Source organism: Enterococcus sp. DIV0086 (assembly GCF_050498705.1).
Lineage (GTDB): Bacteria > Bacillota > Bacilli > Lactobacillales > Enterococcaceae > Enterococcus > Enterococcus faecalis.
Window position 1 is genome coordinate 212,260 of record NZ_JBNIDN010000001.1, and the last position, 26,012, is coordinate 238,271.

26 protein-coding genes are annotated in these 26,012 nt (G+C 37.3%); 17 read left to right on the forward strand and 9 right to left on the reverse strand.

What is annotated here, in order from left to right; all coding sequences use genetic code 11:
- Nucleotides 1–9: 9 nt before the first annotated feature.
- Together IGI63_RS01025 and IGI63_RS01030 are read left to right on the forward strand one after the other, a co-directional pair.
- Nucleotides 10–897 carry an ABC transporter permease gene (locus IGI63_RS01025; protein ID WP_002357879.1) on the forward strand — a complete coding sequence of 296 codons (888 nt, stop codon included), beginning with the start codon at nt 10–12 and terminating at the stop codon, nt 895–897.
- The gene (locus tag IGI63_RS01030) at nt 894–1,661 is read left to right on the forward strand and encodes an ABC transporter ATP-binding protein (RefSeq protein ID WP_231432957.1); all 768 of its coding nucleotides are present in this window, start codon (nt 894–896) and stop codon (nt 1,659–1,661) included. Before IGI63_RS01025 ends, IGI63_RS01030 begins: the two co-directional genes overlap by 4 nt.
- 31 nt (nt 1,662–1,692) lie before the next feature.
- Here IGI63_RS01030 and IGI63_RS01035 read toward each other — a convergent pair whose 3' ends face one another.
- Both IGI63_RS01035 and IGI63_RS01040 read right to left on the reverse strand, forming a co-directional pair.
- A complete protein-coding gene (locus tag IGI63_RS01035) occupies nt 1,693–2,154 on the reverse strand; it encodes a threonine/serine exporter family protein (RefSeq protein WP_002357877.1) in 462 nt (153 codons plus the stop codon).
- A gap of 11 nt (nt 2,155–2,165) precedes the next feature.
- Entirely contained in the window at nt 2,166–2,942 is a 777-nt protein-coding gene (locus IGI63_RS01040; RefSeq protein ID WP_002363785.1) for a threonine/serine exporter family protein, read from the reverse strand.
- A 231-nt stretch (nt 2,943–3,173) separates the two neighbouring features.
- On the opposite strand from IGI63_RS01040, the gene IGI63_RS01045 reads away from it, so the two are divergent.
- Entirely contained in the window at nt 3,174–3,380 is a 207-nt protein-coding gene (locus IGI63_RS01045; protein ID WP_002357875.1) for a hypothetical protein, read from the forward strand.
- 17 nt (nt 3,381–3,397) lie between these two features.
- Here IGI63_RS01045 and IGI63_RS01050 read toward each other — a convergent pair whose 3' ends face one another.
- The gene (locus IGI63_RS01050; protein WP_002363786.1) at nt 3,398–4,177 is read right to left on the reverse strand and encodes a Cof-type HAD-IIB family hydrolase; all 780 of its coding nucleotides are present in this window, start codon (nt 4,175–4,177) and stop codon (nt 3,398–3,400) included.
- A gap of 214 nt (nt 4,178–4,391) precedes the next feature.
- Between IGI63_RS01050 and IGI63_RS01055 the strand changes: the two genes are divergently transcribed.
- Together IGI63_RS01055 and IGI63_RS01060 are read left to right on the forward strand one after the other, a co-directional pair.
- A complete protein-coding gene (locus IGI63_RS01055) occupies nt 4,392–5,111 on the forward strand; it encodes a response regulator transcription factor (protein ID WP_002381953.1) in 720 nt (239 codons plus the stop codon).
- Complete coding sequence (locus IGI63_RS01060; RefSeq protein WP_002407008.1) at nt 5,111–6,568, forward strand: sensor histidine kinase; 1,458 nt, start codon at nt 5,111–5,113, stop codon at nt 6,566–6,568. The genes IGI63_RS01055 and IGI63_RS01060 overlap by 1 nt, the downstream gene beginning before the upstream one ends.
- A 38-nt stretch (nt 6,569–6,606) precedes the next feature.
- On the opposite strand, the gene IGI63_RS01065 is transcribed toward IGI63_RS01060, so the two are convergent.
- The 3 genes from IGI63_RS01065 to IGI63_RS01075 all read right to left on the reverse strand — a co-directional run bounded on the left by IGI63_RS01065 (nt 6,607) and on the right by IGI63_RS01075 (nt 10,088).
- Nucleotides 6,607–7,158: a hypothetical protein gene (locus tag IGI63_RS01065; RefSeq protein ID WP_429975155.1), complete on the reverse strand. Its 552-nt coding sequence runs from the start codon at nt 7,156–7,158 to the stop codon at nt 6,607–6,609.
- Nucleotides 7,159–7,172: 14 nt separating this feature from the next.
- The gene (locus IGI63_RS01070) at nt 7,173–7,874 is read right to left on the reverse strand and encodes a hypothetical protein (protein WP_002360505.1); all 702 of its coding nucleotides are present in this window, start codon (nt 7,872–7,874) and stop codon (nt 7,173–7,175) included.
- 105 nt (nt 7,875–7,979) lie between these two features.
- Nucleotides 7,980–10,088, reverse strand: a complete 2,109-nt coding sequence (locus tag IGI63_RS01075; RefSeq protein WP_002357869.1) for an LTA synthase family protein — start codon at nt 10,086–10,088, stop codon at nt 7,980–7,982.
- Between the two features lie 257 nt (nt 10,089–10,345).
- Here IGI63_RS01075 and IGI63_RS01080 point away from each other — a divergent pair, with 257 nt between their 5' ends.
- Nucleotides 10,346–11,518, forward strand: a complete 1,173-nt coding sequence (locus IGI63_RS01080; protein WP_002377725.1) for a class I SAM-dependent rRNA methyltransferase — start codon at nt 10,346–10,348, stop codon at nt 11,516–11,518.
- 66 nt (nt 11,519–11,584) lie between these two features.
- On the opposite strand, the gene rnhC is transcribed toward IGI63_RS01080, so the two are convergent.
- Entirely contained in the window at nt 11,585–12,502 is a 918-nt protein-coding gene (gene rnhC / locus IGI63_RS01085) for a ribonuclease HIII (protein WP_104845531.1), read from the reverse strand.
- Between the two features lie 218 nt (nt 12,503–12,720).
- On the opposite strand from rnhC, the gene IGI63_RS01090 reads away from it, so the two are divergent.
- From IGI63_RS01090 to rbfA, 8 genes are all read left to right on the forward strand, one after another.
- Nucleotides 12,721–15,141 (forward strand): cation-translocating P-type ATPase, encoded by a 2,421-nt coding sequence (locus IGI63_RS01090; RefSeq protein WP_429975156.1) that lies wholly within the window; start codon nt 12,721–12,723, stop codon nt 15,139–15,141.
- 141 nt (nt 15,142–15,282) lie between these two features.
- A complete protein-coding gene (locus IGI63_RS01095) occupies nt 15,283–17,169 on the forward strand; it encodes a SpaA isopeptide-forming pilin-related protein (protein ID WP_429975157.1) in 1,887 nt (628 codons plus the stop codon).
- Between the two features lie 205 nt (nt 17,170–17,374).
- Nucleotides 17,375–17,848, forward strand: coding sequence for a ribosome maturation factor RimP (gene rimP, locus IGI63_RS01100; protein ID WP_002357863.1), 474 nt, complete (start codon nt 17,375–17,377; stop codon nt 17,846–17,848).
- A 143-nt stretch (nt 17,849–17,991) separates the two neighbouring features.
- Complete coding sequence (gene nusA / locus IGI63_RS01105) at nt 17,992–19,191, forward strand: transcription termination factor NusA (protein WP_429975158.1); 1,200 nt, start codon at nt 17,992–17,994, stop codon at nt 19,189–19,191.
- A gap of 19 nt (nt 19,192–19,210) precedes the next feature.
- The gene (gene rnpM / locus IGI63_RS01110; protein WP_025193322.1) at nt 19,211–19,510 is read left to right on the forward strand and encodes an RNase P modulator RnpM; all 300 of its coding nucleotides are present in this window, start codon (nt 19,211–19,213) and stop codon (nt 19,508–19,510) included.
- Nucleotides 19,500–19,805 (forward strand): YlxQ-related RNA-binding protein, encoded by a 306-nt coding sequence (locus IGI63_RS01115; RefSeq protein ID WP_002357860.1) that lies wholly within the window; start codon nt 19,500–19,502, stop codon nt 19,803–19,805. Before rnpM ends, IGI63_RS01115 begins: the two co-directional genes overlap by 11 nt.
- A gap of 12 nt (nt 19,806–19,817) precedes the next feature.
- Nucleotides 19,818–22,214, forward strand: a complete 2,397-nt coding sequence (infB, locus tag IGI63_RS01120) for a translation initiation factor IF-2 (RefSeq protein WP_429975159.1) — start codon at nt 19,818–19,820, stop codon at nt 22,212–22,214.
- Between the two features lie 24 nt (nt 22,215–22,238).
- Nucleotides 22,239–22,589, forward strand: coding sequence for a 30S ribosome-binding factor RbfA (rbfA, locus tag IGI63_RS01125; protein WP_002360497.1), 351 nt, complete (start codon nt 22,239–22,241; stop codon nt 22,587–22,589).
- A gap of 372 nt (nt 22,590–22,961) precedes the next feature.
- Here rbfA and IGI63_RS01130 read toward each other — a convergent pair whose 3' ends face one another.
- Both IGI63_RS01130 and IGI63_RS01135 read right to left on the reverse strand, forming a co-directional pair.
- Nucleotides 22,962–23,447, reverse strand: a complete 486-nt coding sequence (locus IGI63_RS01130) for a toxin (protein ID WP_002382232.1) — start codon at nt 23,445–23,447, stop codon at nt 22,962–22,964.
- A 34-nt stretch (nt 23,448–23,481) separates the two neighbouring features.
- Nucleotides 23,482–23,964, reverse strand: a complete 483-nt coding sequence (locus IGI63_RS01135) for a helix-turn-helix domain-containing protein (RefSeq protein WP_002361687.1) — start codon at nt 23,962–23,964, stop codon at nt 23,482–23,484.
- A gap of 169 nt (nt 23,965–24,133) precedes the next feature.
- Here IGI63_RS01135 and IGI63_RS01140 point away from each other — a divergent pair, with 169 nt between their 5' ends.
- Genes IGI63_RS01140 through IGI63_RS01150 form a run of 3 tightly spaced genes read left to right on the forward strand, consistent with a single transcriptional unit; the run spans nt 24,134 to nt 25,978 of the window.
- The gene (locus IGI63_RS01140) at nt 24,134–24,316 is read left to right on the forward strand and encodes a hypothetical protein (RefSeq protein ID WP_002410734.1); all 183 of its coding nucleotides are present in this window, start codon (nt 24,134–24,136) and stop codon (nt 24,314–24,316) included.
- A 45-nt stretch (nt 24,317–24,361) separates the two neighbouring features.
- Nucleotides 24,362–25,117 (forward strand): DnaD domain protein, encoded by a 756-nt coding sequence (locus IGI63_RS01145; protein ID WP_429975970.1) that lies wholly within the window; start codon nt 24,362–24,364, stop codon nt 25,115–25,117.
- Between the two features lie 18 nt (nt 25,118–25,135).
- Entirely contained in the window at nt 25,136–25,978 is an 843-nt protein-coding gene (locus tag IGI63_RS01150; protein ID WP_429975160.1) for an ATP-binding protein, read from the forward strand.
- Nucleotides 25,979–26,012 lie beyond the last annotated feature (34 nt).

Sequence of the window (26,012 nt, forward strand, 5' to 3'; positions counted from 1 at the left end):
GGAGAAGCGATGATTGTTTCAGCAATTGGACAAGGAATGTTATGGGCCTTGTTAGGACTAGGTATCTTTATGACTTATCGTATTTTAAATTTTCCAGATATGACCACAGAAGGTTCATTTCCGTTAGGAGGGGCGGTTTGTGTAACTGCCATTACAACAGGGGTTTCACCATTTGTAGCGACTCTTTTAGGGGTCGGAGCAGGAATGCTTGCCGGTTTAGTGACTGGTTTACTATTTACAAAAGGAAAAATTCCAATTATTTTAGCAGGAATTTTAGTGATGTCTGGTTTAAATTCCGTGATTTTATTTGTGATGAAGTCGCCAAATAAGTCTTTATTAAACCAACCGAAGATTCAAGATGTTTTTCAAAAAATGGCCTTACCAGATTATTATGATACTATTTTTTTAGGGATTAGTGTTTTGGCTGTGGTAATGATTTTACTGTTATTTTTCTTTAACACTAGTTTAGGACAAGCCTATATTGCGACAGGTGACAATGAAGAAATGGCTCGCTCGATTGGCATTCAAACGGATCGCATGAAAATTTTAGGATTGGTTTTATCGAATGGCTTGATTGGCTTATCTGGCGCTTTGATTGCCCAAAATGATGGATATGCGGATGTAAGTAAAGGAACCGGTGTCATTGTGATTGGCTTGGCTTCACTCATTATTGGTGAAGTACTGTTTGGAGAATTAACGTTTGGTGAACGGCTGATGGCGATTGTTGTAGGGAGTATTATTTATCAACTATTGATTTTATTAGTGATTAAATTAGGCTTTGATACGACGTATTTGAAAATCTTCTCAGCAGTGATTTTAGCAATCTGTTTAATGATCCCACAATTGAAAAAAGCATTACGACTACACGGCTTTTCTGATAAGGGGGAAACGAAATGAAACCAGTTGTTGAATTAAAAAATGCGACAAAAATCATTGATAATGGGATGAATAAAAAAAAAGTGATTTTGGATCATGTGAACTTAGCCATTTATCCTGGGGACTTCATTACTGTTTTAGGTGGAAATGGCGCAGGCAAGAGTACGCTATTCAATAGTTTAGCAGGAACTTTGACACTAACAGAAGGACAATTTTTAATTGAAGGAGTCAATCGCACCAATCTTTCTGAAGTCAAACGGGCCAAATCTCTAGCGCGTGTTTTTCAAGATCCTAAAATGGGGACAGCTCCAAGAATGACTGTGGCAGAAAATTTATTGCTTGCCATGAAACGCGGACAAAAACGTCCCTTAACATTACGGAAGATAAATGAGCAACGCGCCTTGTTTACAAAAATCTGTCAAGAAGTTGGCAATGGCTTGGAAAATCATCTGGATACACCGACAGGTAACCTTTCTGGCGGTCAACGCCAAGCCTTAAGTTTATTAATGGCCACTATCACAAAACCAGAATTATTACTTTTAGATGAACATACTGCTGCCTTAGATCCCAAAACATCCAAGCAGTTGATGCACTTAACGGAACAACGGATTGAAGAAGGGAACTTAACTTGTTTGATGATTACCCATCGAATGGAAGATGCTTTACGATATGGCAATCGTTTAATTGTTTTACAAAAAGGTAAAATTGTTCAAGATTTAAACGCTGCTGAAAAAGCACAATTAACGCTACAAGATTTGTTGCTGTTCTTTGAAGAAGTAGAATAAAAAAACAAGCTCAGAAAATGAGCTTGTTTTTTTATTTTTTGACCAATCGGAAGAGTCGCTTGGGAAAAAAACGTTTGACAATTCGTTCCAGTAGCGAGGTCACCATAAAGCCCGCTGCGATGGCTGCAGCAGTAAAGACAACTTTTAAAATCAACTGCAAACCGTCATCAATATTTCCTAACAAAATGCTCCGAACTGCTTGATAGGCAGGGCCTCCTGGCACTAAAGGAACCAAACTCGGAATATAAAAAATAATCATCGGCATTTTTTTGTAACGGGAAAAAAAGATACTAGCGATTCCTAACCCGACCGTTCCTAAAAAGTTTGCAAAGGTTTGACTAGCATCAAAAGTTTGCGTTAAGACATAATAAATCATCCAGCCTGTCATGCCAGTAATGCCACAAGCCACCAGTGCTTTACGAGGAATGTTCGTAATAATACCAAACGTCACAGTCGCTAAAAAACTAAAGAGAAGATGAAAAATTAGTTCCATTTGAACACTCCTTACATAAATAATTTAAAAATCAAGGCAATTCCCAGGCCAACAGACCCAGCAATAAAAATAGCTTCTGTCCCTCGCGCCGTCCCGCTGATGAGGTGGCCCGCTAAAATGTCGCGAAAAGAGTTCGTAATCGCCACACCTGGAACTAACGGCATTACCGCACCAATAATAATATTATCGATGTTGACCGCTAAGTGAAAATGCACAGCCAAATAGGCCAACAAACCAATGACAAAAGCGGCTGCGAATGAATCGAGGTAAGGAACTTGGAATAACTTTTGGGTAAAAAGATAACTGGCATACCCAATCACGCCAACAAAAAAAGTTGCAATAAAATCTTGCCAAGTGCCACCAAAAATGTACATTAACGTACAACTAACAATCCCGGCTGCTAACAAGCGTAACGAAATTGAAAAAGTGGGGGTATCTGTTTCTAATAGAGTTAAGCGCTGATAAAGCTCTGGCAAAGTAATCTCCTTTTGCGCAAATTCTCTTGATAATTGATTGACAAGGCTAACTTTTTCCAAATTAATCGAGCGCTGGGGGATGTTTTCTAATTGCGTATAATTACTGGAACGAAAGCCCACGAAAATCCCTGTAGCCGTCGTGTAACAAACGCTCTCTGGCTCGCCAGCATTTGTAGCAATCCGAGTAATTGTATCTTCGGTTCTATATACTTCAGATCCGCTTTCCAGCATAATTTTTCCAGCTAAAATGCATGTATCAATAATTAATTGTTTTCTTTTTTCGCTATTAACCAAAGGAATGGCTCCTTTCATTTCGAGTTCACTTTTAGTGTATCATTTTTTTTAAGAACTGTACGCAATTTAAAACAGAGATAGAAAAAAAGTGTGATTTTTTACAAAAATGAAACGAATCTTAAGAATAAATGAAAACAAATAAGGAATTAGTAAAAATTATGGGTTAGTTGTAAGAATCTAGGATCTTTCCTTGCATTTTAGTAGGAAACATCCTATCCTAAACATAGAAAAACAAAGGGGTCAATAAAAATGGACAACCAATGGTTACTCTACGGAATTAGCAGTGTTGTATTAATTATTTTAATCAGAAGAACAATCCTATCAGGAAACATCGTATTAAGTTGTTTGTTGGGAGCGATTTTGCTGATTCAAGTAGTGGGAGTAGCTCTCTGTGCACAGCAGAAAAAGAAAAATGAACATACAAAAGAACTACCTTCTTCTAAAGTACATCAATAGAAGAAGGTAGTTTTCTCTTATAGTAAATCAAATTTTTTCAAGCCATTAACAATGCCATTTTCAGTATTTTTAGTTGAAATAAAGGTGGCTTTTTCTTTTAGTTCTTCTCGCGCATTACCCATGGCAATTCCATAATCACAGGCCTCAAACAGCGCCAAATCATTGATGCCATCACCAAAGGCATAAGTGGGAATGCCGTTTAATCCCAAGGTGTTAAAAAGATTTTTGACACCAGAGCCTTTAGAGACCCCTTTACGAACAATATCAATTGAAAAAGGACCATTGCGATAAAAGGTCAATTCAGGAAACCGCTCATAGTAATATTCATCATCATCGCCATGTTGACTTAAGACCAACATCATGTTGACGGCATCATTCTCATAACCTGTGGGATCAATTTCTGGAACAGCTGAATGAATATAATCATAGGCTTGTTTCACTGTGCCAGTATGCCCTGTACAAAAAATACGGCGCTCATTGTAAAAAGCCAATTCATGACCACGCTGTTTGACATGTTCATGCAGTGAAACACATTCCTCTGTTGTAAATTCATCTGAATAAATCGTCTTTCCTTCATAATGAATAAATTGCCCGTTCATTACAATCGCTGAGTCAATGCCACTGGCTTTCATGATTGGCTGAATCTCACACAAGGTCCGTCCTGTCGCAATTAAAGGTAAAATTTGATTGTCTTTCAAGGCCGCCACTGCTGCGGTAATCTCAGGAGTAATTTGCGATGTTCCATCTAACAAAGTTCCATCTAAATCAAAAAAAGTAATAGCTTTCATTTTATCCATACCCTAACATCCTCTCTACGCTTGTTATTTTAACAAACTTTTCTGAAAAGACAATGGGTTCCTTTCGTTTTCTTTAAAAGAGCAGGAAAAAAAGTGATTTTTGATGGTTCTGTAAAGGATTTTTGAAGAAATATAGAATCGGTTGGTACAAATTCAATTTTAGAGTATACTACAATAGAGCAGTTTTATGAAAAGTGAATAAGGAGTGAATGAAATGAATATATTAATGATTGAAGACAATGAATCCGTCTCAGAAATGATGCAAATGTTTTTCTTAAATGAAGGGTGGGAAGCTACCTTTAAAGATGATGGCAAAGAAGGATTGGCGACTTTTCTTGCTTCGCCAGAAAAGTGGGACATGATTACGTTAGACTTAAACTTACCTAGTATGGATGGGATGGCTGTTTGTCGTGAAATTCGCAAAGTTTCAGCCAATGTTCCCATTATTATGTTGACCGCTCGTGATTCTGAAAGTGACCAAGTAATTGGCCTTGAAATGGGTGCGGATGATTATGTGACAAAACCATTTAGTCCATTAACTTTGATTGCACGGATGAAAGCTCTACATCGTCGTGCCGAGGTGGCAGAGGCTGCGCATGATACGTCTGAGAATACAGATGAAACGTTTGATGTGATTACGGATCATTTTAAAATGAATACGAAAACACGAGAAACATATTTAGATAATCAATTAATTGAAGGCTTAACACCTAAAGAATTTGATTTGCTATACACTTTAGCAAAAAAACCACGCCAAGTCTTTTCACGCGAACAACTACTAGAATTGGTTTGGGACTATCAATACTTTGGCGATGAACGGACAGTTGATGCCCATATCAAAAAATTACGACAAAAAATTGAAAAAGTGGGTCCTCAAGTCATCCAAACGGTTTGGGGCGTAGGGTATAAATTCGACGATTCAGGTGTTGCTTAATGAAGTATTTGTATCAACAATTACTTGCTTTTATAGGTGTGATCGCTCTGATTATTCTCATTGTCGGGACGTCTTTCACACAATTGACCAAGCGCACAATGCAAGAAAATAACTATGAACAGCTGTATGGTTATGCAGAATCGGCTTTAGAAACACGTGACTTTTTTATTAATGTTGCAGGTGTTTCAGATCGAGATGTTTTATCCTATTCATTTCAGTTGACTGAGCGTGTACTCCAAAAGCAAGATGTGCAATTTGTGTTTATTAATAAGGACCGCGTAGTGCAGTACCCACCAGTTGATAGCACAAAAAAATTAGACTTTTCCTTAATCGATAAAAATTGGGATCAAATCATGAAAGGTAATCGTGTTTATGCAACAGAAAATATTGATATCTATGGGGAAAAGAATACTTCAGCTTATGTGATGCTACCTGTGCGTGATAAAAATACTAATAATCTGCTTGGTGCAATAGTTATTACACAACCTGCCAAAAACGTTGACCGAAGTGTTCAGTCCGTGACACAAAACTTGATTAAAGGCTTTATTTTTTCTGGTGTGATTGCCTTGTTACTAAGTTATCTATTTGCGACTTTCCAAGTGAAACGAATTAATCGGATGCGTAAAGCCACCAAAGAAATCACTAGTGGAAATTTTGATATTCAATTACCGGTTCATGACAAAGATGAATTTGATGACCTAGCAGAAGATTTTAATAAAATGGCTGCGTCTTTAAAAGAATCACAAGAAGAAATCAATCGGCAAGAAGAGCGCCGTCGTCAATTTATGGCGGATGCCTCTCATGAAATGCGGACGCCTTTAACAACTATTAATGGCTTGTTAGAGGGATTGCAGTATAATGCTATTCCTGAAAATCAAAAAGAGAATGCGATTAAACTGATGCAAAATGAGACCGCTCGCTTGATTCGCTTAGTCAATGAAAATCTTGATTATGAAAAAATTCGGACCAACCAGATTCAAATTGTTGTGAAGAAGTTCAACGGAACAGAAGCTTTAGAAAATATTGTGACTCAACTAACGGCCAAAGCTGAAGCCGCCGGTAATCAATTGTATTTAGACACCACCGAACCAATTGATGTGTATGCCGATTATGATCGTTTCGTTCAAGTAGTTGTCAATATTGTTCAAAATGCCATCCAATTTACTGAAAATGGCGAAATTCATATTGCTTTAGAAAAAGGCTATTTAGAAACTATTGTCCGTATTTCTGATACAGGAATCGGCATGACGGAAGAGCAAATTCTGAATATCTGGGATCGTTATTACAAAGTAGATCCATCCCGTAAAAATACGAAATATGGAGAATCAGGATTAGGCTTACCAATCGTTCAACAATTGGTCCGTTTGCATAAAGGAAAAATCAATGTTGAAAGTGAACTTGGTAAAGGCACCACGTTTATTATTTCATTTCCTGATGTTGAAATCACTGAAAACTAAAGAAAACGTCTGGTCACAATCAGTGCCAGACGTTTTCTTTAGTTTAATAACGCATGTAGAGACAGGGGGTGCACATAGGGACTATCAATAATTTGTGGCTCTTTTGTCAGAAATAGCAAGCGCTTGTTTCTTTTTTGAACTGCTATTTTTAATTGAGGTAAAATTTCTTGACGTTGTCCAATCGTTAATGAAGAAAAGATATCATCAATCACTAACGTACTTGTTTTTGAAAGCAAAAGTTGTATTATGCGCATTTTAATTTTTTCAAAATTCGTAAAAGAAGTAAAGGAACGACCAAGTAAGGCAGGTTCTAATTGGAACACCTGGAAAGCTTCGGCTAGAACTACTTTTCGATCCCGTTCTTTGATCGTACTAGCGATAAATAAATTTTCTTCTAATGGCAAGTAGGGCAAAAAGGTTTCACTAGAAGAAAGCCTAGTAATGGTTAATTGGTTTGTTTGGAAAAAATCGGCCAATGCGAGTTCTTGTTCTGGAGCAGAATAAATGATTCCATAAACTTCTCGCAAAGCTAACGCGTCGAATGAGGATTTTTTTTCGGTTGTTTTTTTGAATGATGGTGTGACATTCATAGAAAATCCCTCCCTTATTTCTTATGTGTACGTAAATAAATCAACGTGAAAGGAGTCCCGCAAACAAGAGGAATACCAAGCAAGATTAAGCAGTTAACAAAGCAGTTACGGATTGTATAAAGTGACTGCATACTTTTAAAATCAAAAGAAAACGCTTGGATCGTTTGAATCCCTAAATGCTGGATATTTGTAATCGTGACATCCTGGTCGGTGCTTTTAGCTAAAAATGCTGGAGTTTCCAAATGAGACCACTGTAAAATAGCATCACGAGCAGCCCAAAGAACAGTATTATACGTTTCTTGAAACATTAAAGTGAAAAGTAAAAAACTGAAAATTCCTAATAGAGCCGGTAAACATAACTCTAGTAAGAGCTGTTTGGTGACATACATATTTGAAAAGTGCATGTGATACCATGTATGTATTTCTTCCTTTTTTATGCGTAATGTCACATACATCAACAGAAGAAAAGTAACACCAAAGAAAATGACACTACCTAGATAGAGGTGCCAATAGTATTGGATCAGTTGGTAATGGTAACTAGTTTGTTTTTCAATATCGACAAAGTCTGGCATCGTTCGTAAAAACTCTTTTTCAAAATCAATTAAGTTAAACAGCCCAGTCAATAAGAAAGAGAACAGGAAGAAGAAGAGTGCAGTGATTAACGTGATTTTTTTATGATAAAAACTACTAGCTGTAGCGTAACGGACACTTCTCATCAACTTTCACCTCTCTAAACTATCTTTAGTATAGTGAAATAATATGAATTAATTATGAAAAAGTAGCAAAAAAGCTTGAGCAAATTGCTCAAGCTTTTTGAAGATTTATTTACCAGTTTTTTGATAGCCTTGATAACTGTCAGTGTGATATTCATCAACGGTTGATTTATTATTGTTTTTACTGTAAACACTCGTTGATTTTTCACCTTTTTCTTTTTCAATTGCTTCCAGTTGTTGCAATTGGTTCTTGTAATCATAGTCTTCTGGGTTAACTGGTTTTAAGCCGCTATTGGTATAGAAACGAAGCAAGTCACCGTTAGTAATTTGGTCAGACGTTTCTAATTGTTTCGTCGCTTTGGCTTTTAAATCAGCGACTTCTTTCTTAACTTCTTCGGTTGGCTCTGTAATTAAAGTGCCTGTTTTAGTATCGTAAATGCTAGAACCTAAAATAGTATATTTAGGTGTTACAACATTGCCGTTGCGGAAAGCAACGATTTGATTGTGTTGTTTAGAGAATAAATCTTGGCCTAACTGAATGTAGTTTTTCGTATCGACACCAAGTAAGTGTAGAAGGGTTGGTAAGGCATCAACTTGGCCACCATACGTATGGTTCACACCACCATTTTCTTGACCAGGAACGTGAATCATATAAGGAACACGTTGCATATTGGCGTTGTCAAAATCGTTCCAATCTGCTTTGGTTTTACCTACTAATTCTGCTAAGTTTTGGTTTCTTGAATTAGAAACCCCATAGTGATCGCCATAAAGAACAATGACTGAGTTTTCATAGAGACCTGAAGATTTCAAGTAGTTAAAGAATTCTTCGACCGCTTTATCTAAATAATTCGCTGTTGCAAAGTAACCATTAATTGTTTCGTCAGAGGTTTTTGCAATTGGGAATCCTGCTTCATCGTTTGTAAATTGAGAATAAGGATAGTGATTGGATACAGCAATAAATTTAGAATAGAACGGTTGTTGTAAATGTTCTAAATATTGAACGGATTGATTAAAGAATGGTTTATCGTGTAACCCATATTGGAATGAGTTATCTGAATTAACATCATAATAACTAGCATCAAAGAAATAGTCATAGCCTAAACGTTTATAGGTTTCATTTCGATTCCAGAAGTTACCGGCATTTCCGTGGAAAGCAGCGCTAGTGTATCCTTGCGTTTGTTTTAAAATATCGGGTGCTGCTTCAAACGTATTTTTCCCACCAACTTGTGTAAAGAGTGAACCTTGGTCTAAACCAAATAGTGAATTTTCAAGTAACGTTTCGGCATCACTTGTTTTTCCTTGACCAACTTGGTGGAAGAAGTTATCAAAGCTAAAGGTACTTTTACTATTGTAAAGACTATTGATAAATGGTGTGACTTCGTGTTCTACGCCATTTTCATCTTTTAATTTGTAATTAACTAAAAATTGTTGGAAACTTTCTAAATGGATATAAATTACATTTTTGCCTTTTGCAATACCAAACTTACTATCATCGGGTGCCGCATATTGTTGTTTCACGTAATCTTCAACTTGTTTCATATCGTTAGCACTGGCTTCGGCACGGACTTGGTTTGTTTGGTAAGTTGTAATGCCATCGTATACGGTAAAGGCATTTAAGCCTAAGAATTTCACGATATAGTCACGAGAGAATTGACGTCCTAATAATTGGGGACGTTCTGTTTCAGCCATAAATAGATTGAATAAGAAAAAGACAACAGAAAGGAGTGTGACAGAGACTGCTACACGTGCGCGGACTGGACGCGCATCTGTTTTAATTTTTTTCGTTAATAATAATACGCCAATAATAATGAAGTCTAAGAAATAAATGACGTCATAAGGTCTAAAGAGACGTAAGGCACTTTCGCCAAGACCGCTAGCTACTTTGCCAGCACCAAGCATCGTATTAACTGTGATGAAGTCAGTAAATTCTCGATAATACACGACATTTGAGAAGAGCAGTAAACTCATCAAGAAGTAAATAATCATCATTGTAATATAAGAAGCTTTTTTACGGCGAACATACAAAGCGATGGCTAATAAAAAGACCGTTGTGGCAATTGGATTAATTAAGAGTATGAAATACTCGTTAATATTTTCCAAACGTAAATGGAAATCAACGGCGTACGCAAAGAGGTTTTTTAGCCACAGTAAGATGGCGATTAGCGAGAATAACCCCAGTCGCGTGTTCAAAATATTTGTTTTAAATAATTTTTTCAAAATAAACGTCCTTTCTAAACGATGATTCTATAAAAGTAAAATTAGGTAAATTTCGTATTTTACAATATCGCTTTAATTTTACTCTTTCACAAATTTTATGTCAATTCTTACCGAAGTGAGGAATGGTGATGTTAAAGAAAACTTACTATTTCCTTAAACTTTTTAGTTCGTTAAATGACGTGAAGCTTGAATCCTTTAAAGACAGATGGGCCTTTTTTTGCTATACTAGATAGGACTTTGAAAAGTAGGTGTACAGAATGAAACTTCAAGTAACTAAAAAAGCAGAACATAAATTTAAAAAAGGATATCCTTTAATTCAGAAAGAAGATTTGCAACAAGTGCCGGCGCCGTTGCCAACAGATTGGCTTACTTTGATTGATAGTAAAGGCCAGCGTTTAGCCGAAGGATATTTAGGCGAACAAAATAAAGGAATTGGTTGGTTGCTGTCATGGCATGGACCAATTAATCAATCTTTTTTTCAACAACTCTTTGAAATAAGTCGTGAGAAGCGGACGTCTTTTGAAAAGGATTCGCTAACAACCGCGTATCGATTATTTAATGGAGAAGGGGATGGCATTGGGGGGCTAATCATCGATCGCTATGCAGATTACGCCGTTTTTTCATGGTATAATGAAACCCTTTATCAGAAAAAAGCCGAACTTTTGACGGCGTTTCGCACAGTTTACCCTGACATTATTGGTGCCTACGAAAAGATTCGCTTTTCCACAAAAAATTTACCCGAATCACAGTTTTTGTATGGCGAACAAGCACCCGAGCCATTACTTGTCACTGAAAATGGCGTTCAATTTGCTACCTATTTAAACGAAGGATTAATGACAGGCATCTTTTTAGATCAAAAAGAAGTTCGTGGTCGATTAGTAGATGGTTTTGCAGTAGGTAAAACAGTCTTAAATATGTTTAGTTATACAGGTGCTTTTTCAGTAGCTGCCGCTATGGGGGGTGCCGTGGCCACCACTAGTGTGGATTTAGCTAAACGAAGCTTACCGAAAACGACTGAGCAATTTGAAGTCAATCATTTAAATCTTGCCCCGCAAAAGATTATTGTCATGGATGTTTTTGACTACTTTAAATATGCTTCGCGTAAAGGCTTGAGTTATGACATGATCATTTTGGATCCGCCAAGTTTTGCTCGCAACAAAAAGAAAGTTTTTTCCGTTGCTAAAAATTATGGGGAGCTAGTGAAAGATTCTATTGATATTTTAACGGATAAGGGAACGCTTATTGCCTCAACCAATGCGGCAAATTTATCCTTAGCCAAATATCAAAAAATGGTGATTACTGCCTTGCAAGAGAAAAATGTCCGTTACAAGATTACGGACACGTATCAATTACCGGCAGACTTTCAAGTGAATCCTAATTTTCCAGAAGGTAATTACTTAAAAGTCCTGTTTATCGAAATTGAAAAATAATTTTTTACACCAAGCAAAAGTCCCAGCGCCGCTAATCGGCATTGGGACTTTTGCTTGGTTTTTATTTTATAGTAACTTTTGGGCTTTTTGGGTGTTTGCAAAATGCAGCTTCGCGTAGTTCGCTAATAAGTCTAGGCCGCCTTTTTTCAAAATACGGGCGGCTACTTGGTCTGATTTGCTGCCAGCACCAGAGGGCACAGAGAAACCCAATTCTGCAGATTCTTTGTCTAACTCTTCTAAAAAAGCAGCGCGGCTAATAATAGAGGCGGCAGCAACAGCAACATGATACTGCTCTCCTTTAGTGACGAAGAACAATTTTTCAGTGACTTGATTTTTTTCATTACGAACATATTTCCGATAATTATTTTCAGGGGTGAACTGGTCAATCAAAATCCCTTCTGGCTTTGTGGGAGCCAACTCTTGTAGCAACAGATAAATCGCTTGGTTATGCAAAGCAACTTTCATGTGTACAGCATTGTAGTTTGGTTGGATCTCATTGTATTTTTTTGGTTCAACGATTAATAACTTGTAAGGAATCAGTTCTTTAATGACATGTGACAATTGAATAATTTGTGGGTCGGTTAATTCTTTGGAATCACGAACACCTAATGATTTTAGTTTGCTAATCATGCTTTTGTCAACATAGGCAGCACAGACAGTTACTGGACCAAAATAGCTACCATTACCGACTTCATCGGAACCTATCACAGACCAGTTGCCAAAATCAGCAGGCAGTGTAGTAGTCTGGGGAGAAATTTTTTTCTTTGGTGTGGTACTCGTTCCTTCCCAACGAGCGGCCTCTTTTTCAGCTTGAGGTCCCTGAAACATGACTTTACCTGATTGATAAGCAGTGATGGTAGTGGTACCAACCTTGGCCACAAAGACAGTATAAGGGACCGTTTTATTTAAACGATTGGGTTGATAAACAGTGGTCATCTCTGCTAATGTTTTTTTACTAACTTTAATTACGTGATTCTGTGCCATCAATTGTTCCTCATTTCTTGATATTTCTTCTTTACTATAGTAAAGGAAAAACAAGTAAATGAAAAGGTTTTGCGTTAGCTTGTTCCTGAAAATGACAATGTTTAGGAAATGTATAATTTTTTTCTATAGTTGGACGCTAGTTGTTATCTAAATTTTTATTCAGTGCTATACTGTGGGAGAGAAGGAGACGATGAAAGAGTCGACTAGAACAAGGGGTGATGTGTTTGAGAAGAAAAAAAGAAATGCAAGAAAATGAACCAATAGCAGTGACTGCTAACGCGGAACGCTATTATCCAGAAGATAAACAAGGCTTGACGGCCACACAAGTTGAAGAAAGACAGCGAAAAGGCTTAGTCAATGCCGCCGTCGATACAGAGTTTATCACAACGAAGCAGATTGTTATTAATAACGTATTTACGTATTTCAACTTAATTTTTGTGGTACTAGGTGTGTTATTAATGCTGGTACAATCTTATAAAAATATGACCTTTTTGCCAGTAGTAATCATTAATACGGTCATTGGAATTTACCAAGAAATTAAGTCGAAGAAAGTATTAGATAGCTTAAATATTCTAAACGCTACAAAAGTAACCGTTGTGAGGGATGGCCAAGAACAAGAAATTTCGCCAGATGAACTGGTTTTGGATGATGTGGTGCTCTTTAAATCGGGTGAACAGATTTCTGGGGATGCAATTGTCTTATCTGGTGAAGTCCGTGTGAATGAATCCTTGTTAACTGGGGAATCTGATGAGATTACCAAAGTAGCAGATAGCCAACTTTTGTCAGGTAGCTTTATTGTGTCAGGTTCTTGTTATGCAAGAATTGATAAAATTGGCGCTGAGGCCTATGTTCATCAATTAACGCTTGAAGCGAAATCAATTAAAAAAGGGGAACAATCAGAGATGGTCGGTTCCATTAACCGTTTGGTGAAATGGGTAGGGATTATTATTATTCCAATCGGCTGTGTTCTATTTTTCCAAAGTTATTTCATCAACCATCAAGGGCTTCATGACAGCATTGTCTCCATGGAAGCTGCCTTGATTGGGATGATTCCAGAAGGGTTGTACCTTTTAACAACCGTTGCATTAGCTGCCAGCACAATGCGCTTAGCGAAGCGCGGCGTTTTATTGCACAACATGAAAAGTATCGAATCCTTAGCACGTGTTGATGTGTTATGTGTAGATAAAACAGGAACAATTACTGAAAACACGATGGAAGTCCAAGAGTTGGTTCCTGTGGTGAGTATCGAAAATGATGGTACAGACTTAACCAATGTCGAAAAATTAATTGGCGATTTTTGTCGAACAATGTCAGCTGACAATGATACGATGAAAGCGATGAAAGAATTTTTTGTTACTAATAATCAGAGGGAAGCCGTTAGCTATACCTCGTTTTCGTCTGTCGAAAAATTTAGTAGCGTGACTTTCCCAGAAGCGACGTATATTCTTGGGGCGCCAGAGATGATTTTGAGAGACAATTATGAAATGTATCAATCTGAAGTGGAACATTATACAAGTCAAGGCTATCGCTTATTGGTGTTCGGAAAGTATTTAGGAGAATTTCAGGAAACGTTGGCAGCAGAGGTTCAACCTCTAGGCTACATTCTTCTTTGGAATCCGATTCGTAAAGAAGCCAAAGCAACTTTTGAATATTTCGCTGAACAAAATGTGGCCATTAAGGTCATTTCTGGCGATAATCCTTTAACAGTATCCAATGTAGCACAAGCGGCAGGCATTATTGGTGCTGAAAATTATGTGGATGCGCGAACATTAACTACAATGGAAGCCCAGACAGAAGCTTTAGAAAAATACACCGTTTTTGGTCGTGTCACGCCAGAACAAAAGAAACAATTTGTGCTATTGTTGAAAAAATTAGATCATACAGTGGCGATGACAGGGGATGGAGTCAATGATATTTTAGCCATGAAAGAAGCAGATTGTAGTATTGCCATGGCTTCAGGAAATCAAGCTACAGCACAAGCCTCGCAAGTTGTGTTGTTAGATTCTGATTTTTCAACAATGCCGGAGGTTGTCTTTGAAGGCCGCCAAGTAGTTAATAACATTGAACGCTCTTCAAGTTTATTCCTTGTAAAAAATATTTTCTCCTTGCTGATGTCTGTCTTTGCTATGATTTTTGCCGTGACATATCCTTTACAACCGACACAAGTCACATTGATTAGTTTATTTACAATTGGTATTCCTTCGACATTTCTAGCTTTGGAACCAAATCATCGTCGCATTGAAGGGAAATTTCTTTTCAATGTGTTATCAAAAGCAATTCCTGGTGGGTTAACGGATATGTTAGTAGTCGGTGCCTTACTAATTTGTGGTGATATTCTTGCACTTCAAAAAACGGACATTTCAACGACTGCAACATTGTTGCTAGTTTCAGTCGGCTTTATGGTTCTTTATAAAATTAGTTCACCAATGAATCGTTACCGCAAGCGCGTAATGATTGGCTGTTTAATCGGAATGGTTATTACAAGTATTTCCATGAAAAACTTGTTCTCGTTAACTTCGGTATCGCCAACAGCCTTGTTACTTTTAGCCATTCTTTTCTTTGCAGCAGACTCAACTTTCCAACATTTATCAACCATTTCTGAAAAAGTTCAATTATGGTTTTATAAGAAAAGACATTAGGAGCAAAACACCGAGCCAAAATTATTTTGGTTCGGTGTTTTTTGTTTTTTATTGTTGGGAAAAATAAAAACACTTGTACCTAGTTAATCCTTGATAGTATAAACCTAACCAATTATTTTAGGTAGGAAGGATTGAATAAAAATGAAAAAAAGAAGTTTTGTCTATTGGGGAATGTTTTTCATTCTTTTGTCGACGCTGATAACGCCTTTTCTGAAACTTGAAACAGGATATGCACAAACGGAACCAACTAGTACCAGTGAAACCAATCAAATTTCTGCTACGCCAAACGTAGTGCCGCGTAAGCAAGTAGGCAACATTGTGACAGCGATTCAGCTAACGGACAAAGAGGGAAACCCACTTGGGACCATTAATCAATATACAGACATCTACCTCCGAATTGAGTTCAACTTACCGGATAATACCGTTAATAGTGAGGATACGAGTGTGATTACTTTGCCCGAAGAGCTACGTCTCGAGAAAAATATGACCTTTAATGTAGTAGATGATACAGGTGCTGTGGTTGCAATCGCACAGACCGATGTAGCAAATAAAACGGTCACGTTAACGTATACAGATTACGTAGAAAACCATGCCAATATTAGTGGGTCTTTATATTTTACAAGTTTGCTTGATTTCGAAAATGTCGAAAATGAATCCAAGATTCCTATTTACGTCACTGTTGAAGGGGAAAAAATATTTGCTGGCGATCTTGATTACCAAGGTGAAGACGATGATGTTAACGAAAAATTTAGCAAGTATTCATGGTTTATCGAAGACGATCCAACCGAAATTTACAATGTGCTACGGATTAATCCAACAGGGCAAACGTATACTGATTTAGAAGTAGAAGATGTGCTAAAAACAGAAAGTTTAAGTTATATGAAAGACACTATGAAAATTGAACGAGGACAATGGAAACTGGATGGAAACGCTATTTGGCAGTTCACGCCAGAGGAAGATATAACTGGTCAGTTGGCTGTCCAGTATGGTCCTGATGACCGTAATTTTTCGGTGCATTTTGGCAATATTGGGACTAACGAATATCGTATCACCTATAAAACCAAAATCGATCATCTTCCCGAAAAAGGTGAAACCTTCACAAATTATGCAAAATTAACAGAAAATCAAACGGTGGTGGAAGAAGTCGAAGTGAGTCGTGTCTCACAAACGGGTGGTGGAGAAGCCAATGGTGAACAATATGTTGTTGAAATTCATAAAGAAGATGAAGCAGGCCAGCGTTTAGCAGGTGCAGAGTTTGAACTCATTCGTAACTCAACCAATCAAACAGTGGCCAAAATCACAACAGATCAAAACGGAACAGCGATTGTTAAAGGCTTGTTAAAAGATAACTATACTTTAGTAGAAACCAAAGCACCTATCGGTTACCAACTTTCGCAAAACAAGATTTCAATAACACCTGAAGACTTTGATAAAAACTTAGTTGCACTGAAAACTGTTGTGAATCATAAGATTTCATATCAACCAGTCGCTGCTTCATTTTTAGCTGGAAAAGTTCTTTTAGGAAAACCACTGAAGGATGCTGAATTTCAATTTGAATTGTTAGATGAGAACGGTACAGTACTAGAAACGGTTAGTAACGATACTTTAGGGAAAATTCAATTTTCACCATTAACCTTTGAAACTCCTGGAAACTATCAATACACCATTCGGGAAGTAAACACGCGACAGGCAGGTGTTTCCTACGATACGCATAATCTTCAAGTTCAAGTAACCGTCGAGGCACTTTTAGGAAATCTTGTGGCGACTATTCAGTATGATGGAGGTCAAGTATTTACTAATCACTATACGCCAGAAGAACCTATAGAAAGTACCACACCACCAACGAGTGGGACAACAGATACTACCACGAATTCAACCACAGAAACTACTTTAAAAAACCATGAAAAACAGGCGATTCGTAATAAAGAATTGCCAAAAACAGGAGAAACAAAAGAAAACGCGTTTCTTTTCTTAGGTAGCCTTCTTTTGATTCAAGGATTATTTATCTATTTTAAAACGAAAAAATAATCGCTTAGATAGTTTCAGTAATCGAGACAAAATGTGCAAATTTCGAGAGATTTAGCTTGTTCATTTGAGTTTGGAGTGGTTCTGTGCTATACTATCTTTAGCGTAATGATACTAGTTGGGAGTGAGCGGATTTCTGCTCACTCTTTTTGATGGAAAAGTCATCAGGACACGGTTCGTTACATCAATCTCGAAGGAGGCGAAAATTTTGAGTAGTGCTGTGGAAACTGTAACAAAGTTAGTCACACCAATCTTAGAAGAACAAAATTTTGAACTTGTGGAAGTAGAGTTTGTTAAGGAAGGAAAAAATTGGTTTTTACGAGTATTTATCGATAAAGAAGGTGGCATTGATATTGAGGAATGTGCCTTTGTCAGCGAAAAATTAAGTGAAAAACTAGATGCAATGGATCCAGATCCAATTCCGCAAGCGTACTTTCTGGAAGTTTCTTCTCCGGGAGCAGAACGTCCGTTAAAGAAAGAAAGCGATTATGAACAAGCGGTAGGCAAGTACATTCATATTTCTCTTTATCAAGCAGTTGATGGAGAAAAACAGATTGAGGGTACCTTAGTCCATCTTGATTCAGAACAATTAACATTAAGTGTAAAAATTAAAACCAGAGTGAAGGAAATGACTTTTGAACGTAAAAATATCGCAAAAGCTCGTTTAGCCATTCAATTTTAATCAACAGACTCGAATGTAAAAAAGGGTCCACTAAAAGTTTTACTTTTAGCTGGGCCTGTGACAAGTTTTAACGAGAAGTTTTTCCCTTGGAAGAAGAATTACTCGTTCAGCTTTAACGAATCCATAGGAGGAAAAGAAAAACAATGAGCAAAGAAATGTTAAATGCATTAGACGTATTAGAAGCTGAAAAAGGGATTCCTAAAGATACGGTGATTGAAGCGTTACAAGCAGCTTTAGTTTCTGCATATAAAAGACATTATGGACAAGCAAGCAACGTCGAAGTTGAATTTGAACCAAAAAAAGGCAATATTCACGTGTATGCTGTCAAAGAAGTAACAGAAGAAGTATTTGATTCACAATTGGAAGTTTCATTAAAAGATGCCGTTGCATTAAATGGGGCATATGAAATCGGCGACAAAATTCGTTTTGAAGTTACACCAAAAGACTTTGGCCGCATTGCTGCCCAAACAGCAAAGCAAGTAATTTTACAACGTGTCCGTGAAGCAGAAAGAACAATTATTTATAATGAATTTAGCGAATACGAAAATGACATCATGCAAGGAATTGTTGAACGTCAAGATCGTCGTTATATCTATGTAAACTTAGGTAAAATCGAAGCAGTCTTATCAAAACAAGATCAAATGCCAAATGAATTTTACCAACCGCATGATCGGATTAAAGTTTACGTATCACGTGTTGAAAACACATCAAAAGGCCCACAAGTTTTTGTAAGCCGTAGTCATCCAGATTTACTAAAACGTCTTTTTGAACAAGAAATTCCAGAAGTTTATGATGGAATTGTTGAAATCGTAAGCGTCGCTCGTGAAGCTGGCGATCGTTCAAAAGTAGCCGTTCGTTCAACAGATCCTAATATTGATCCAGTGGGTACCTGTGTTGGTCCAAAAGGCCAACGTGTCCAAGCGATTGTGAATGAATTAAAAGGCGAAAATATGGATATTGTGGAATGGAACGAAGATCCAGCTATTTATATTAGTAATGCCTTGAATCCAGCTCAAGTATTAGATGTTATTTTTGATCCAGAAAATAGCAAAGCATGTACAGTTGTTGTACCTGATTATCAATTGTCATTAGCAATTGGTAAACGTGGTCAAAATGCGCGCTTAGCTGCTAAATTAACGGGCCATAAAATTGATATCAAATCAGAATCTGATATGGCTGAATTTTATGAACAACAAGCCAATCAAGAAGTTGCCGAAGTGGCAGAAGAAATGGATGAAGCAATTATCCATTCAGATATGACGGCAGATGATTACGAAAACTTGGCTACTGAAGAAGCAGTTGTTGAAGCAGAAATTACAGAAGGATTACCTGAACAAGAATAACGTTTTTGGAGGGTGAAAAATGAAAAAGAGAAAAATTCCAATGCGTAAATCGGTTGTTTCAGGCGAAATGAAACCGAAAAAAGAATTAGTCAGAATTACTCGCTCCAAAGAAGGCGAAGTGGCCTTAGATCCAACTGGTAAATTACCTGGACGTGGCGCTTACGTTGATTTGGATCCTGCGGAAGTCCAAAAAGCTTGGGATAAAAAAATTCTTGATCGTGTCTTAGAAACAAAATTAAGTGATGAATTTTATCAAGAACTATTGAATTATGTAACACATCAAAAAGCCCGCAAAGAGTTGTTTGGCGATGGAAAATAAAACCAAAATTTTGAACCTTTTAGGTTTAGCAATGCGCGCCGGTAAATTAGTCACAGGCGAGGAATTAACCCTTAAAGATATTCGTGCAAACAAAGCGAAATTTGTGTTTGTTGCGCAAGATGCCAGTGAGAATACTAGAAAGAAAATCAAGGACAAAAGTTCTTATTATAATGTTCCTGTTAGCGAACTGTTCAGTCAATTCGAGCTCAGCCAAGCGATTGGGCGACCACGAATGGTTATCGGAGTAACTGATGCAGGATTTGCCACCAAAATCAAGGAATTACTAAAAGGTTAGGAAGGTGATTGCATGGGAAAAAAAAGAATTTATGAACTAGCAAAAGAAATGAATAAAGCAAGCAAAGACGTTGTCGATAAAGCGCATCAATTAGGTATGGATGTTAAAAACCATATGGGCGCAATTAGTTCCGAGCAAGAAACAAAGCTTCGTCAAGCATTCGGAGGAGGAAGTACCGTAAATACTCAATCAAAAGCAACAAACAACCAAAAGCAACAAACAACACAAAATAAACCAGCCAATAAGAAACCAATGAACAATAAACCTGGTGAACAAAGAAATAACCAAAATCGTCCAAACAATCAATCAACGAATGGACAACAAAGAAACAACAACAACCAAAATCGTCACGGCCAAAGCAACACACAAAACCGTAGCAATCAAACAAATACAAACAATCAAAACCGCAATACCCAAAACAATAACGGTTCTACAACGAATCAAAATCGGACCAGCCAAAATAACAATGGCGGGAACAACCAAAACCGTGGCGGCCAAAACCGTAACAACAATTTTGGTGGCGGTCAAAATCGTAATAACCGGAATAACTTTAATAACCAAAACCGCAATCGTTTCAACAAAAAAGGGAAAAAAGGCAAACATCAACAAGAATCAGCGAAGCCAGCAGTACCAGCACGTAAATTCCGTGAATTACCAGATGTTTTAGAATATACAGAAGGTATGAACGTGGCGGATATTGCGAAAAAAATCCACCGCGAACCAGCGGAAATCATCAAAAAATTATTTATGATGGGTGTCATGGTTAACCAAAACCAAGCCCTAGATAAAGATACAATTGAATTATTAGCTGTGGACTATGGCATGGAACCGCAAGAAAAAGTCCAAGTTGATATTGCGGACATTGATAAATTCTTCGAACCAGAAGCAGTTGTTGAAGAAAACTTAACTACACGTCCCCCTGTTGTCACAATCATGGGACACGTAGACCACGGGAAAACAACATTATTAGATACATTGCGCCATTCTCGTGTGACTTCAGGTGAAGCAGGCGGTATCACGCAGCATATTGGTGCCTATCAGTTAGATATTGATGGCAAACCAATTACGTTCTTAGATACACCAGGACATGCGGCCTTTACAAGTATGCGCGCGCGTGGTGCCAGCATCACTGATATTACCATCTTAGTTGTTGCAGCGGACGATGGAGTAATGCCACAAACAATCGAGGCGATTAACCATGCGAAAGCGGCAAAAGTGCCGATTATTGTAGCAGTTAACAAAATTGATAAGCCTGGTGCAAATCCTGATCATGTGAAACAAGAATTAAGTGAACATGAATTAATTCCTGAAGAATGGGGCGGAGATACGATTTTCGTCAATATTTCAGCGAAATTCAATCAAAACATTGATGAGCTATTGGAAAATATTTTATTGATTGCTGAAGTAGAAGACTTAAAAGCTGATCCAATGCAAAAAGCAATTGGAACAGTGATTGAAGCGCGCTTAGATAAAGGTAAAGGTCCGGTTGCGACATTACTCGTTCAACAAGGAACTTTACATGTTGGTGATCCAATCGTTGTTGGTAATACTTATGGACGTGTTCGTGTGATGACCAATGACATGGGCCGCCGTGATAAAGAAGCAGGACCAGCAACTCCTGTGGAAATTACCGGATTAAATGATGTTCCTCAAGCGGGTGATCGTTTTGTGGTCTTTGAAGATGAAAAAACAGCACGTCAAGCAGGGGAAGAACGGGCTAAACGTGCGTTGCTTGAACAACGTTCAGCAAGTAGCCGTGTGACATTGGATAACTTATTTGAAAGCCTAAAAGAAGGCGAATTAAAAGAAGTTAATATCATTGTCAAAGCAGACGTACAAGGATCTGCCGAAGCCGTTTCAGCAAGTTTACAAAAAATTGATGTAGAAGGCGTTCGTGTGAAAATTGTTCACGCGGCAGTTGGGGCCATCAATGAAAGCGACGTAACTTTAGCCGCAGCAAGTAATGCGATTATTATCGGCTTTAACGTTCGCCCAACACCACAAGCGAAACAACAAGCAGAACAAGAAGAAGTTGATATTCGTTTACACCGTATTATCTATAAAGCCCTAGAAGAAATCGAAACAGCGATGAAAGGGTTATTAGATCCAGAATTTGAAGAAAAAATTACGGGTCAAATGACGGTTCGTGAATTGTACAAAGTATCTAAAGTTGGCACAATCGCTGGCTGTTATGTTACAGAAGGCTTTATTCGCCGCGATAGTGGCGTGCGTGTCATTCGTGATGGTATTGTTATTTATGAAGGTAAATTAGCAAGCTTGAAACGCTTTAAAGATGACGTGAAAGAAGTCAAACTTGGTTTTGAATGTGGCGCTATGATTGAAAACTTCAATGATTTACGTGTAGATGATGCGATTGAAGGCTTCATTATGGAAGAAATCAAACAATAATTTTAGTAATTGGAGGAAGACACTATGGCAAATTATCGTGACCGTCGTGTAGGTCAAGAAATCATGCGTGAAGTGAATGATATCTTGAACAAACGCATCAGAGATCCACGCGTCCAAGGCATCACTATTACAGATGTTCGTGTGACCGGTGATTTACAACAAGCAACGATTTATTACAGCTTGTTATCTGATTTAGCTTCCGAACAACAAAAAGCTCAACAAGGCTTAGACAAAGCCAAAGGACTGATTCGTAAAGAATTAGGACAACGGTTAACCTTGTATAAAACACCAGAGTTGATTTTTGAAAGAGACGAATCTGTCCAATACGGAAATCACATTGATGAGTTGATTCGTAAGTTGAATCAAGGTGAATAATTAAAAAGAAAAAGCACACCAGACGAATGGTGTGCTTTTTCTTTTCATGATTTCTTGATAAAATAGTCATGGAGGTGCAAAGATGAAAAGAATTGTTGTTTTCTATAAAAATGGAGATCGTTATTTAAAAGAAATGGGTTCAGGCAAGAGTTCCCTGTACTTTTTTCTTTTCTTCTTTGTACTACATAGTATGCGGGAACATATTATTCAGTTCATCGGATTTTGGCCGTCATTTATATTCGTCCTCATACTTGTCCCAAATCTTATGCTTGGCGTCGGACATATTAACCATTGGTACAAAAACCGCTCTTGAATTTTCCAGAATACTTTTAAGCATGGAACAAAATCCTTATTGATTTTGTTCCATGCTTTTTAAGTTAACCCAGTATTTAATACCATCACAGAATAATCCCTAAATTCAAAAATCCGTCCTTTATAAAGATAAGTGGCGCCATACTTTTGTCGATAGTACGTAATCACATTTTTTAATGTTTCAACATCGATTTCCAAAAATTCAGCACAAGAATAATGGTTGCTTAAGCCAGCTTCAGAGCAACGAATTAAATCGTCTAATGTAACTAATTGCTCTAAGGCCACATTGCGGGCTTTCAACTCTTGCTTCCGATTTTCTGTACAATTTTGATTTAAAATAGTGCCAACGGATGTTTGATAATGCCCGTATTCCTCGGCTAAAATATTCTTCTTTTGACGGGTACTCAATGTTTTTTCAATATAAATTTTGCCATTTCGATACAACCCATAACAACCTGTTTGATTGTATAAATCAATTTCTAAAACCGTCACATCCTTTTGAATGGAACTGACGAGTTTTTCATAATCATTCACTTTACCATTCACCTGCCATTACTTAATAAAAAGAGTAGATGGGAAGTTAATCCTCTTTTTTGTCAGAAGAAATCGATTGTTGATATTTGGCATCAATTTCATCCAAGTAATCGTGAATTTTCTCGATCTCTTCTTTTGAAAATATCTTTTCTGGATCCCCAGCGTGGGCAGCCAGTGTCATTTCGTCACGGCGAGGGAATGAGAGAATTTCTGCTTGCGTTTGTTGTTCGTGTAATTGTTGTTCGGCAAATTGATAAACGATGGCTTGTCGTTGGGGTTCTAATTTTTTATAAATGCGGTCGATAGTTGAGGCATTTTTTTCCATGGGAACTTCTTGTCCCATCAACCAGGCCTCATTAATGTCTAATGCATCTGCAATGCGATAAACTTTGTCTTGTTTTGCTTCGTAACGACCAGCTAGCCAATCGCTGATCGAAGATTTACCGATGCCAGTTTTTTTCGCTAATTCACTAGGTTTGATGTTCTTGGCTGTTAAAGCCTCTTTTAAACGGACAGCAAAAATGTTCATATTTCCGAACCTCCTGTTGCCTCAAAGTATACTATATCTGTTTAGAGAAGGCAAGTAACAATCGCAATTAAAATTAGAGGTTCATAAAACCGAACTCATGAGTTGACAGTGAAAATATTTGATGCTAAGATAGAGCCATTCAAATGTTCGGTTAACTGAACAAATTTTTTTGAACGCTTTGTTCGGAAAACCGTATTTTTCTAGAAAGGGTGAAGAAATGAGTCAGAACTATAAAAAAACGTTGTCGGATATGTTACTTTTAGCAATTATTTTATTAATAAGCAGTGTCTCAATAAAAATTGGGGCCATCGTGATTGGTATGATTGGCCTCATGGAATTACTAACAGAGTAACAATAATTTAGTCAAAAGGAGAGAAGCGGATTGGGAAAACGACGCATGTTTGCAAAAACGATTATTGATAGTGATGCGTTTTTAGATATGCCCTTATCAAGTCAGGCCCTGTATTTTCATTTAGCGATGCGTGCCGATGATGATGGATTTATCAATAATCCCAAAAAATTGCAGCGAATGGTTGGTTGTGGGGAAGACGATCTAAAATTGCTAATGGTTAAAAAATTTATTCTAGTATTTGAAAGTGGTGTGATCGTTATCAAACATTGGAAAATTCATAATTATATTCGCAGTGATCGTTACAAACCAACCTTGTATCAAGAAGAGAAAAATCAGATTGTTGAAAAAAATAGCAAAGCTTATACGTTTAAAGCAGAATCGTCTGTCAGTGGTCAACCAGCTGACTACCAACGGTTACCACAGGAAAGCATAGTCCAGTTTAAGTTAGGTCAGAGTCAAGGTAGTAGTTCAGAAAACGATTGTTTAAAGATGATTTATCATTTTTATGAGGAAAACGGCTTTGGCACACTGGCCTCAAAAACAAGCCAAGATTTTAAGTATTGGTTGCAAGATTTTATACAAAAAGGGGCTAGCCAAGAGGAAGCATGCCAATTAATCTTGCATGCTTTAGGAATTGCCGTCGATCGAAATAAACGGAATTACGGCTATGTAAATGCTATTTTGAAAAGTTGGGAGCAGCAAAATTATTTATCCGTATATGAAGTTCTGGTAAATGATAAAAAACAAGTGTTGGAGCATACGCCGCAAATGACAGAAGAATATCAAGAGTTAGGTTTTTAAAGAAAGGAGGAAATCAGTATGCATGCGACAGATCAAACTTTTCAAATACTATTGAGTCAATTGTTAGAAAAAGTTGAAGACCGTTGTCCTGAATGTGGCAGTGAACAATATGTTTGGCAACAAAAAAATAAAGATGGCACGGAACGTTGTGCCCCAACTTGTTGGTCGTGTGGGTATAAAATGCTAAAAAAACATGAACAAGAAGCCACTCAACAACGTTCTCAAGAGAGTTTTATGGCACGTACACAAAAATTTTTTCATCAAGGGTCCTTAATTGCTGATGATGCGCTACGGCAATGTCGTTTAACCAATTACCAAACCACTGAATTAGAAACAAGACAAGCAAAAGAACGGGCCTTAGCAGTAGTTTCAGCGATTGTTGAAGGAAAGCCAATCCACGTTATTTTTTCAGGGAAACCTGGTGTCGGTAAAAGTCATTTGGCTATCAGTATTTTAGTTGAAGTCTTAGAACGCTCTGCATATCAAAAGTATTGTTTATTTGTCAGCTACTCTGAGTTATTAGAAAAACTAAAAATGTCCATGAATGAATCGGCCAAAAGCCAAGCAAAGGCTCAAGCGTATATTACTAGAATGAAAAAAGCAGACGTTTTGGTCTTAGATGATTTAGGTGCTGAATTAGGAATTAAAAATAAAGTTAGTACGGATTTTAATAATGACATCTTAAATCGAATTTTAGAAGCTAGACAGAATAAAGCAACTATTTTTACTACTAATTTTTCTGGAAAACAACTGGTGGAGGCCTATGGAACACGCATTATTTCTCGTCTAATGAAGCACGCCAGTGGCTATGTTTTCCAATATAAAGACACAACAGACAAACGAATGAGGAGTGTGAAATAAATATGTTAACAATTATTATTGGGTTTATCTTTTG

Excerpts from the sequence above, each read along its gene's own strand:
- IGI63_RS01025 (WP_002357879.1), top strand. The coding sequence starts at position 10 with ATGATTGTTTCAGCAATTGGACAAGGAATGTTATGGGCCTTGTTAGGA.
- IGI63_RS01030 (WP_231432957.1), top strand. The coding sequence starts at position 894 with ATGAAACCAGTTGTTGAATTAAAAAATGCGACAAAAATCATTGATAAT.
- IGI63_RS01035 (WP_002357877.1), bottom strand. The coding sequence starts at position 2,154 with ATGGAACTAATTTTTCATCTTCTCTTTAGTTTTTTAGCGACTGTGACG.
- IGI63_RS01040 (WP_002363785.1), bottom strand. The coding sequence starts at position 2,942 with ATGAAAGGAGCCATTCCTTTGGTTAATAGCGAAAAAAGAAAACAATTA.
- IGI63_RS01045 (WP_002357875.1), top strand. The coding sequence starts at position 3,174 with ATGGACAACCAATGGTTACTCTACGGAATTAGCAGTGTTGTATTAATT.
- IGI63_RS01050 (WP_002363786.1), bottom strand. The coding sequence starts at position 4,177 with ATGGATAAAATGAAAGCTATTACTTTTTTTGATTTAGATGGAACTTTG.
- IGI63_RS01055 (WP_002381953.1), top strand. The coding sequence starts at position 4,392 with ATGAATATATTAATGATTGAAGACAATGAATCCGTCTCAGAAATGATG.
- IGI63_RS01060 (WP_002407008.1), top strand. The coding sequence starts at position 5,111 with ATGAAGTATTTGTATCAACAATTACTTGCTTTTATAGGTGTGATCGCT.
- IGI63_RS01065 (WP_429975155.1), bottom strand. The coding sequence starts at position 7,158 with ATGAATGTCACACCATCATTCAAAAAAACAACCGAAAAAAAATCCTCA.
- IGI63_RS01070 (WP_002360505.1), bottom strand. The coding sequence starts at position 7,874 with ATGAGAAGTGTCCGTTACGCTACAGCTAGTAGTTTTTATCATAAAAAA.
- IGI63_RS01080 (WP_002377725.1), top strand. The coding sequence starts at position 10,346 with ATGAAACTTCAAGTAACTAAAAAAGCAGAACATAAATTTAAAAAAGGA.
- rnhC (WP_104845531.1), bottom strand. The coding sequence starts at position 12,502 with ATGGCACAGAATCACGTAATTAAAGTTAGTAAAAAAACATTAGCAGAG.
- IGI63_RS01090 (WP_429975156.1), top strand. The coding sequence starts at position 12,721 with ATGTGTTTGAGAAGAAAAAAAGAAATGCAAGAAAATGAACCAATAGCA.
- IGI63_RS01095 (WP_429975157.1), top strand. The coding sequence starts at position 15,283 with ATGAAAAAAAGAAGTTTTGTCTATTGGGGAATGTTTTTCATTCTTTTG.
- nusA (WP_429975158.1), top strand. The coding sequence starts at position 17,992 with ATGAGCAAAGAAATGTTAAATGCATTAGACGTATTAGAAGCTGAAAAA.
- rnpM (WP_025193322.1), top strand. The coding sequence starts at position 19,211 with ATGAAAAAGAGAAAAATTCCAATGCGTAAATCGGTTGTTTCAGGCGAA.
- IGI63_RS01115 (WP_002357860.1), top strand. The coding sequence starts at position 19,500 with ATGGAAAATAAAACCAAAATTTTGAACCTTTTAGGTTTAGCAATGCGC.
- infB (WP_429975159.1), top strand. The coding sequence starts at position 19,818 with ATGGGAAAAAAAAGAATTTATGAACTAGCAAAAGAAATGAATAAAGCA.
- rbfA (WP_002360497.1), top strand. The coding sequence starts at position 22,239 with ATGGCAAATTATCGTGACCGTCGTGTAGGTCAAGAAATCATGCGTGAA.
- IGI63_RS01135 (WP_002361687.1), bottom strand. The coding sequence starts at position 23,964 with ATGAACATTTTTGCTGTCCGTTTAAAAGAGGCTTTAACAGCCAAGAAC.
- IGI63_RS01145 (WP_429975970.1), top strand. The coding sequence starts at position 24,362 with ATGTTTGCAAAAACGATTATTGATAGTGATGCGTTTTTAGATATGCCC.
- IGI63_RS01150 (WP_429975160.1), top strand. The coding sequence starts at position 25,136 with ATGCATGCGACAGATCAAACTTTTCAAATACTATTGAGTCAATTGTTA.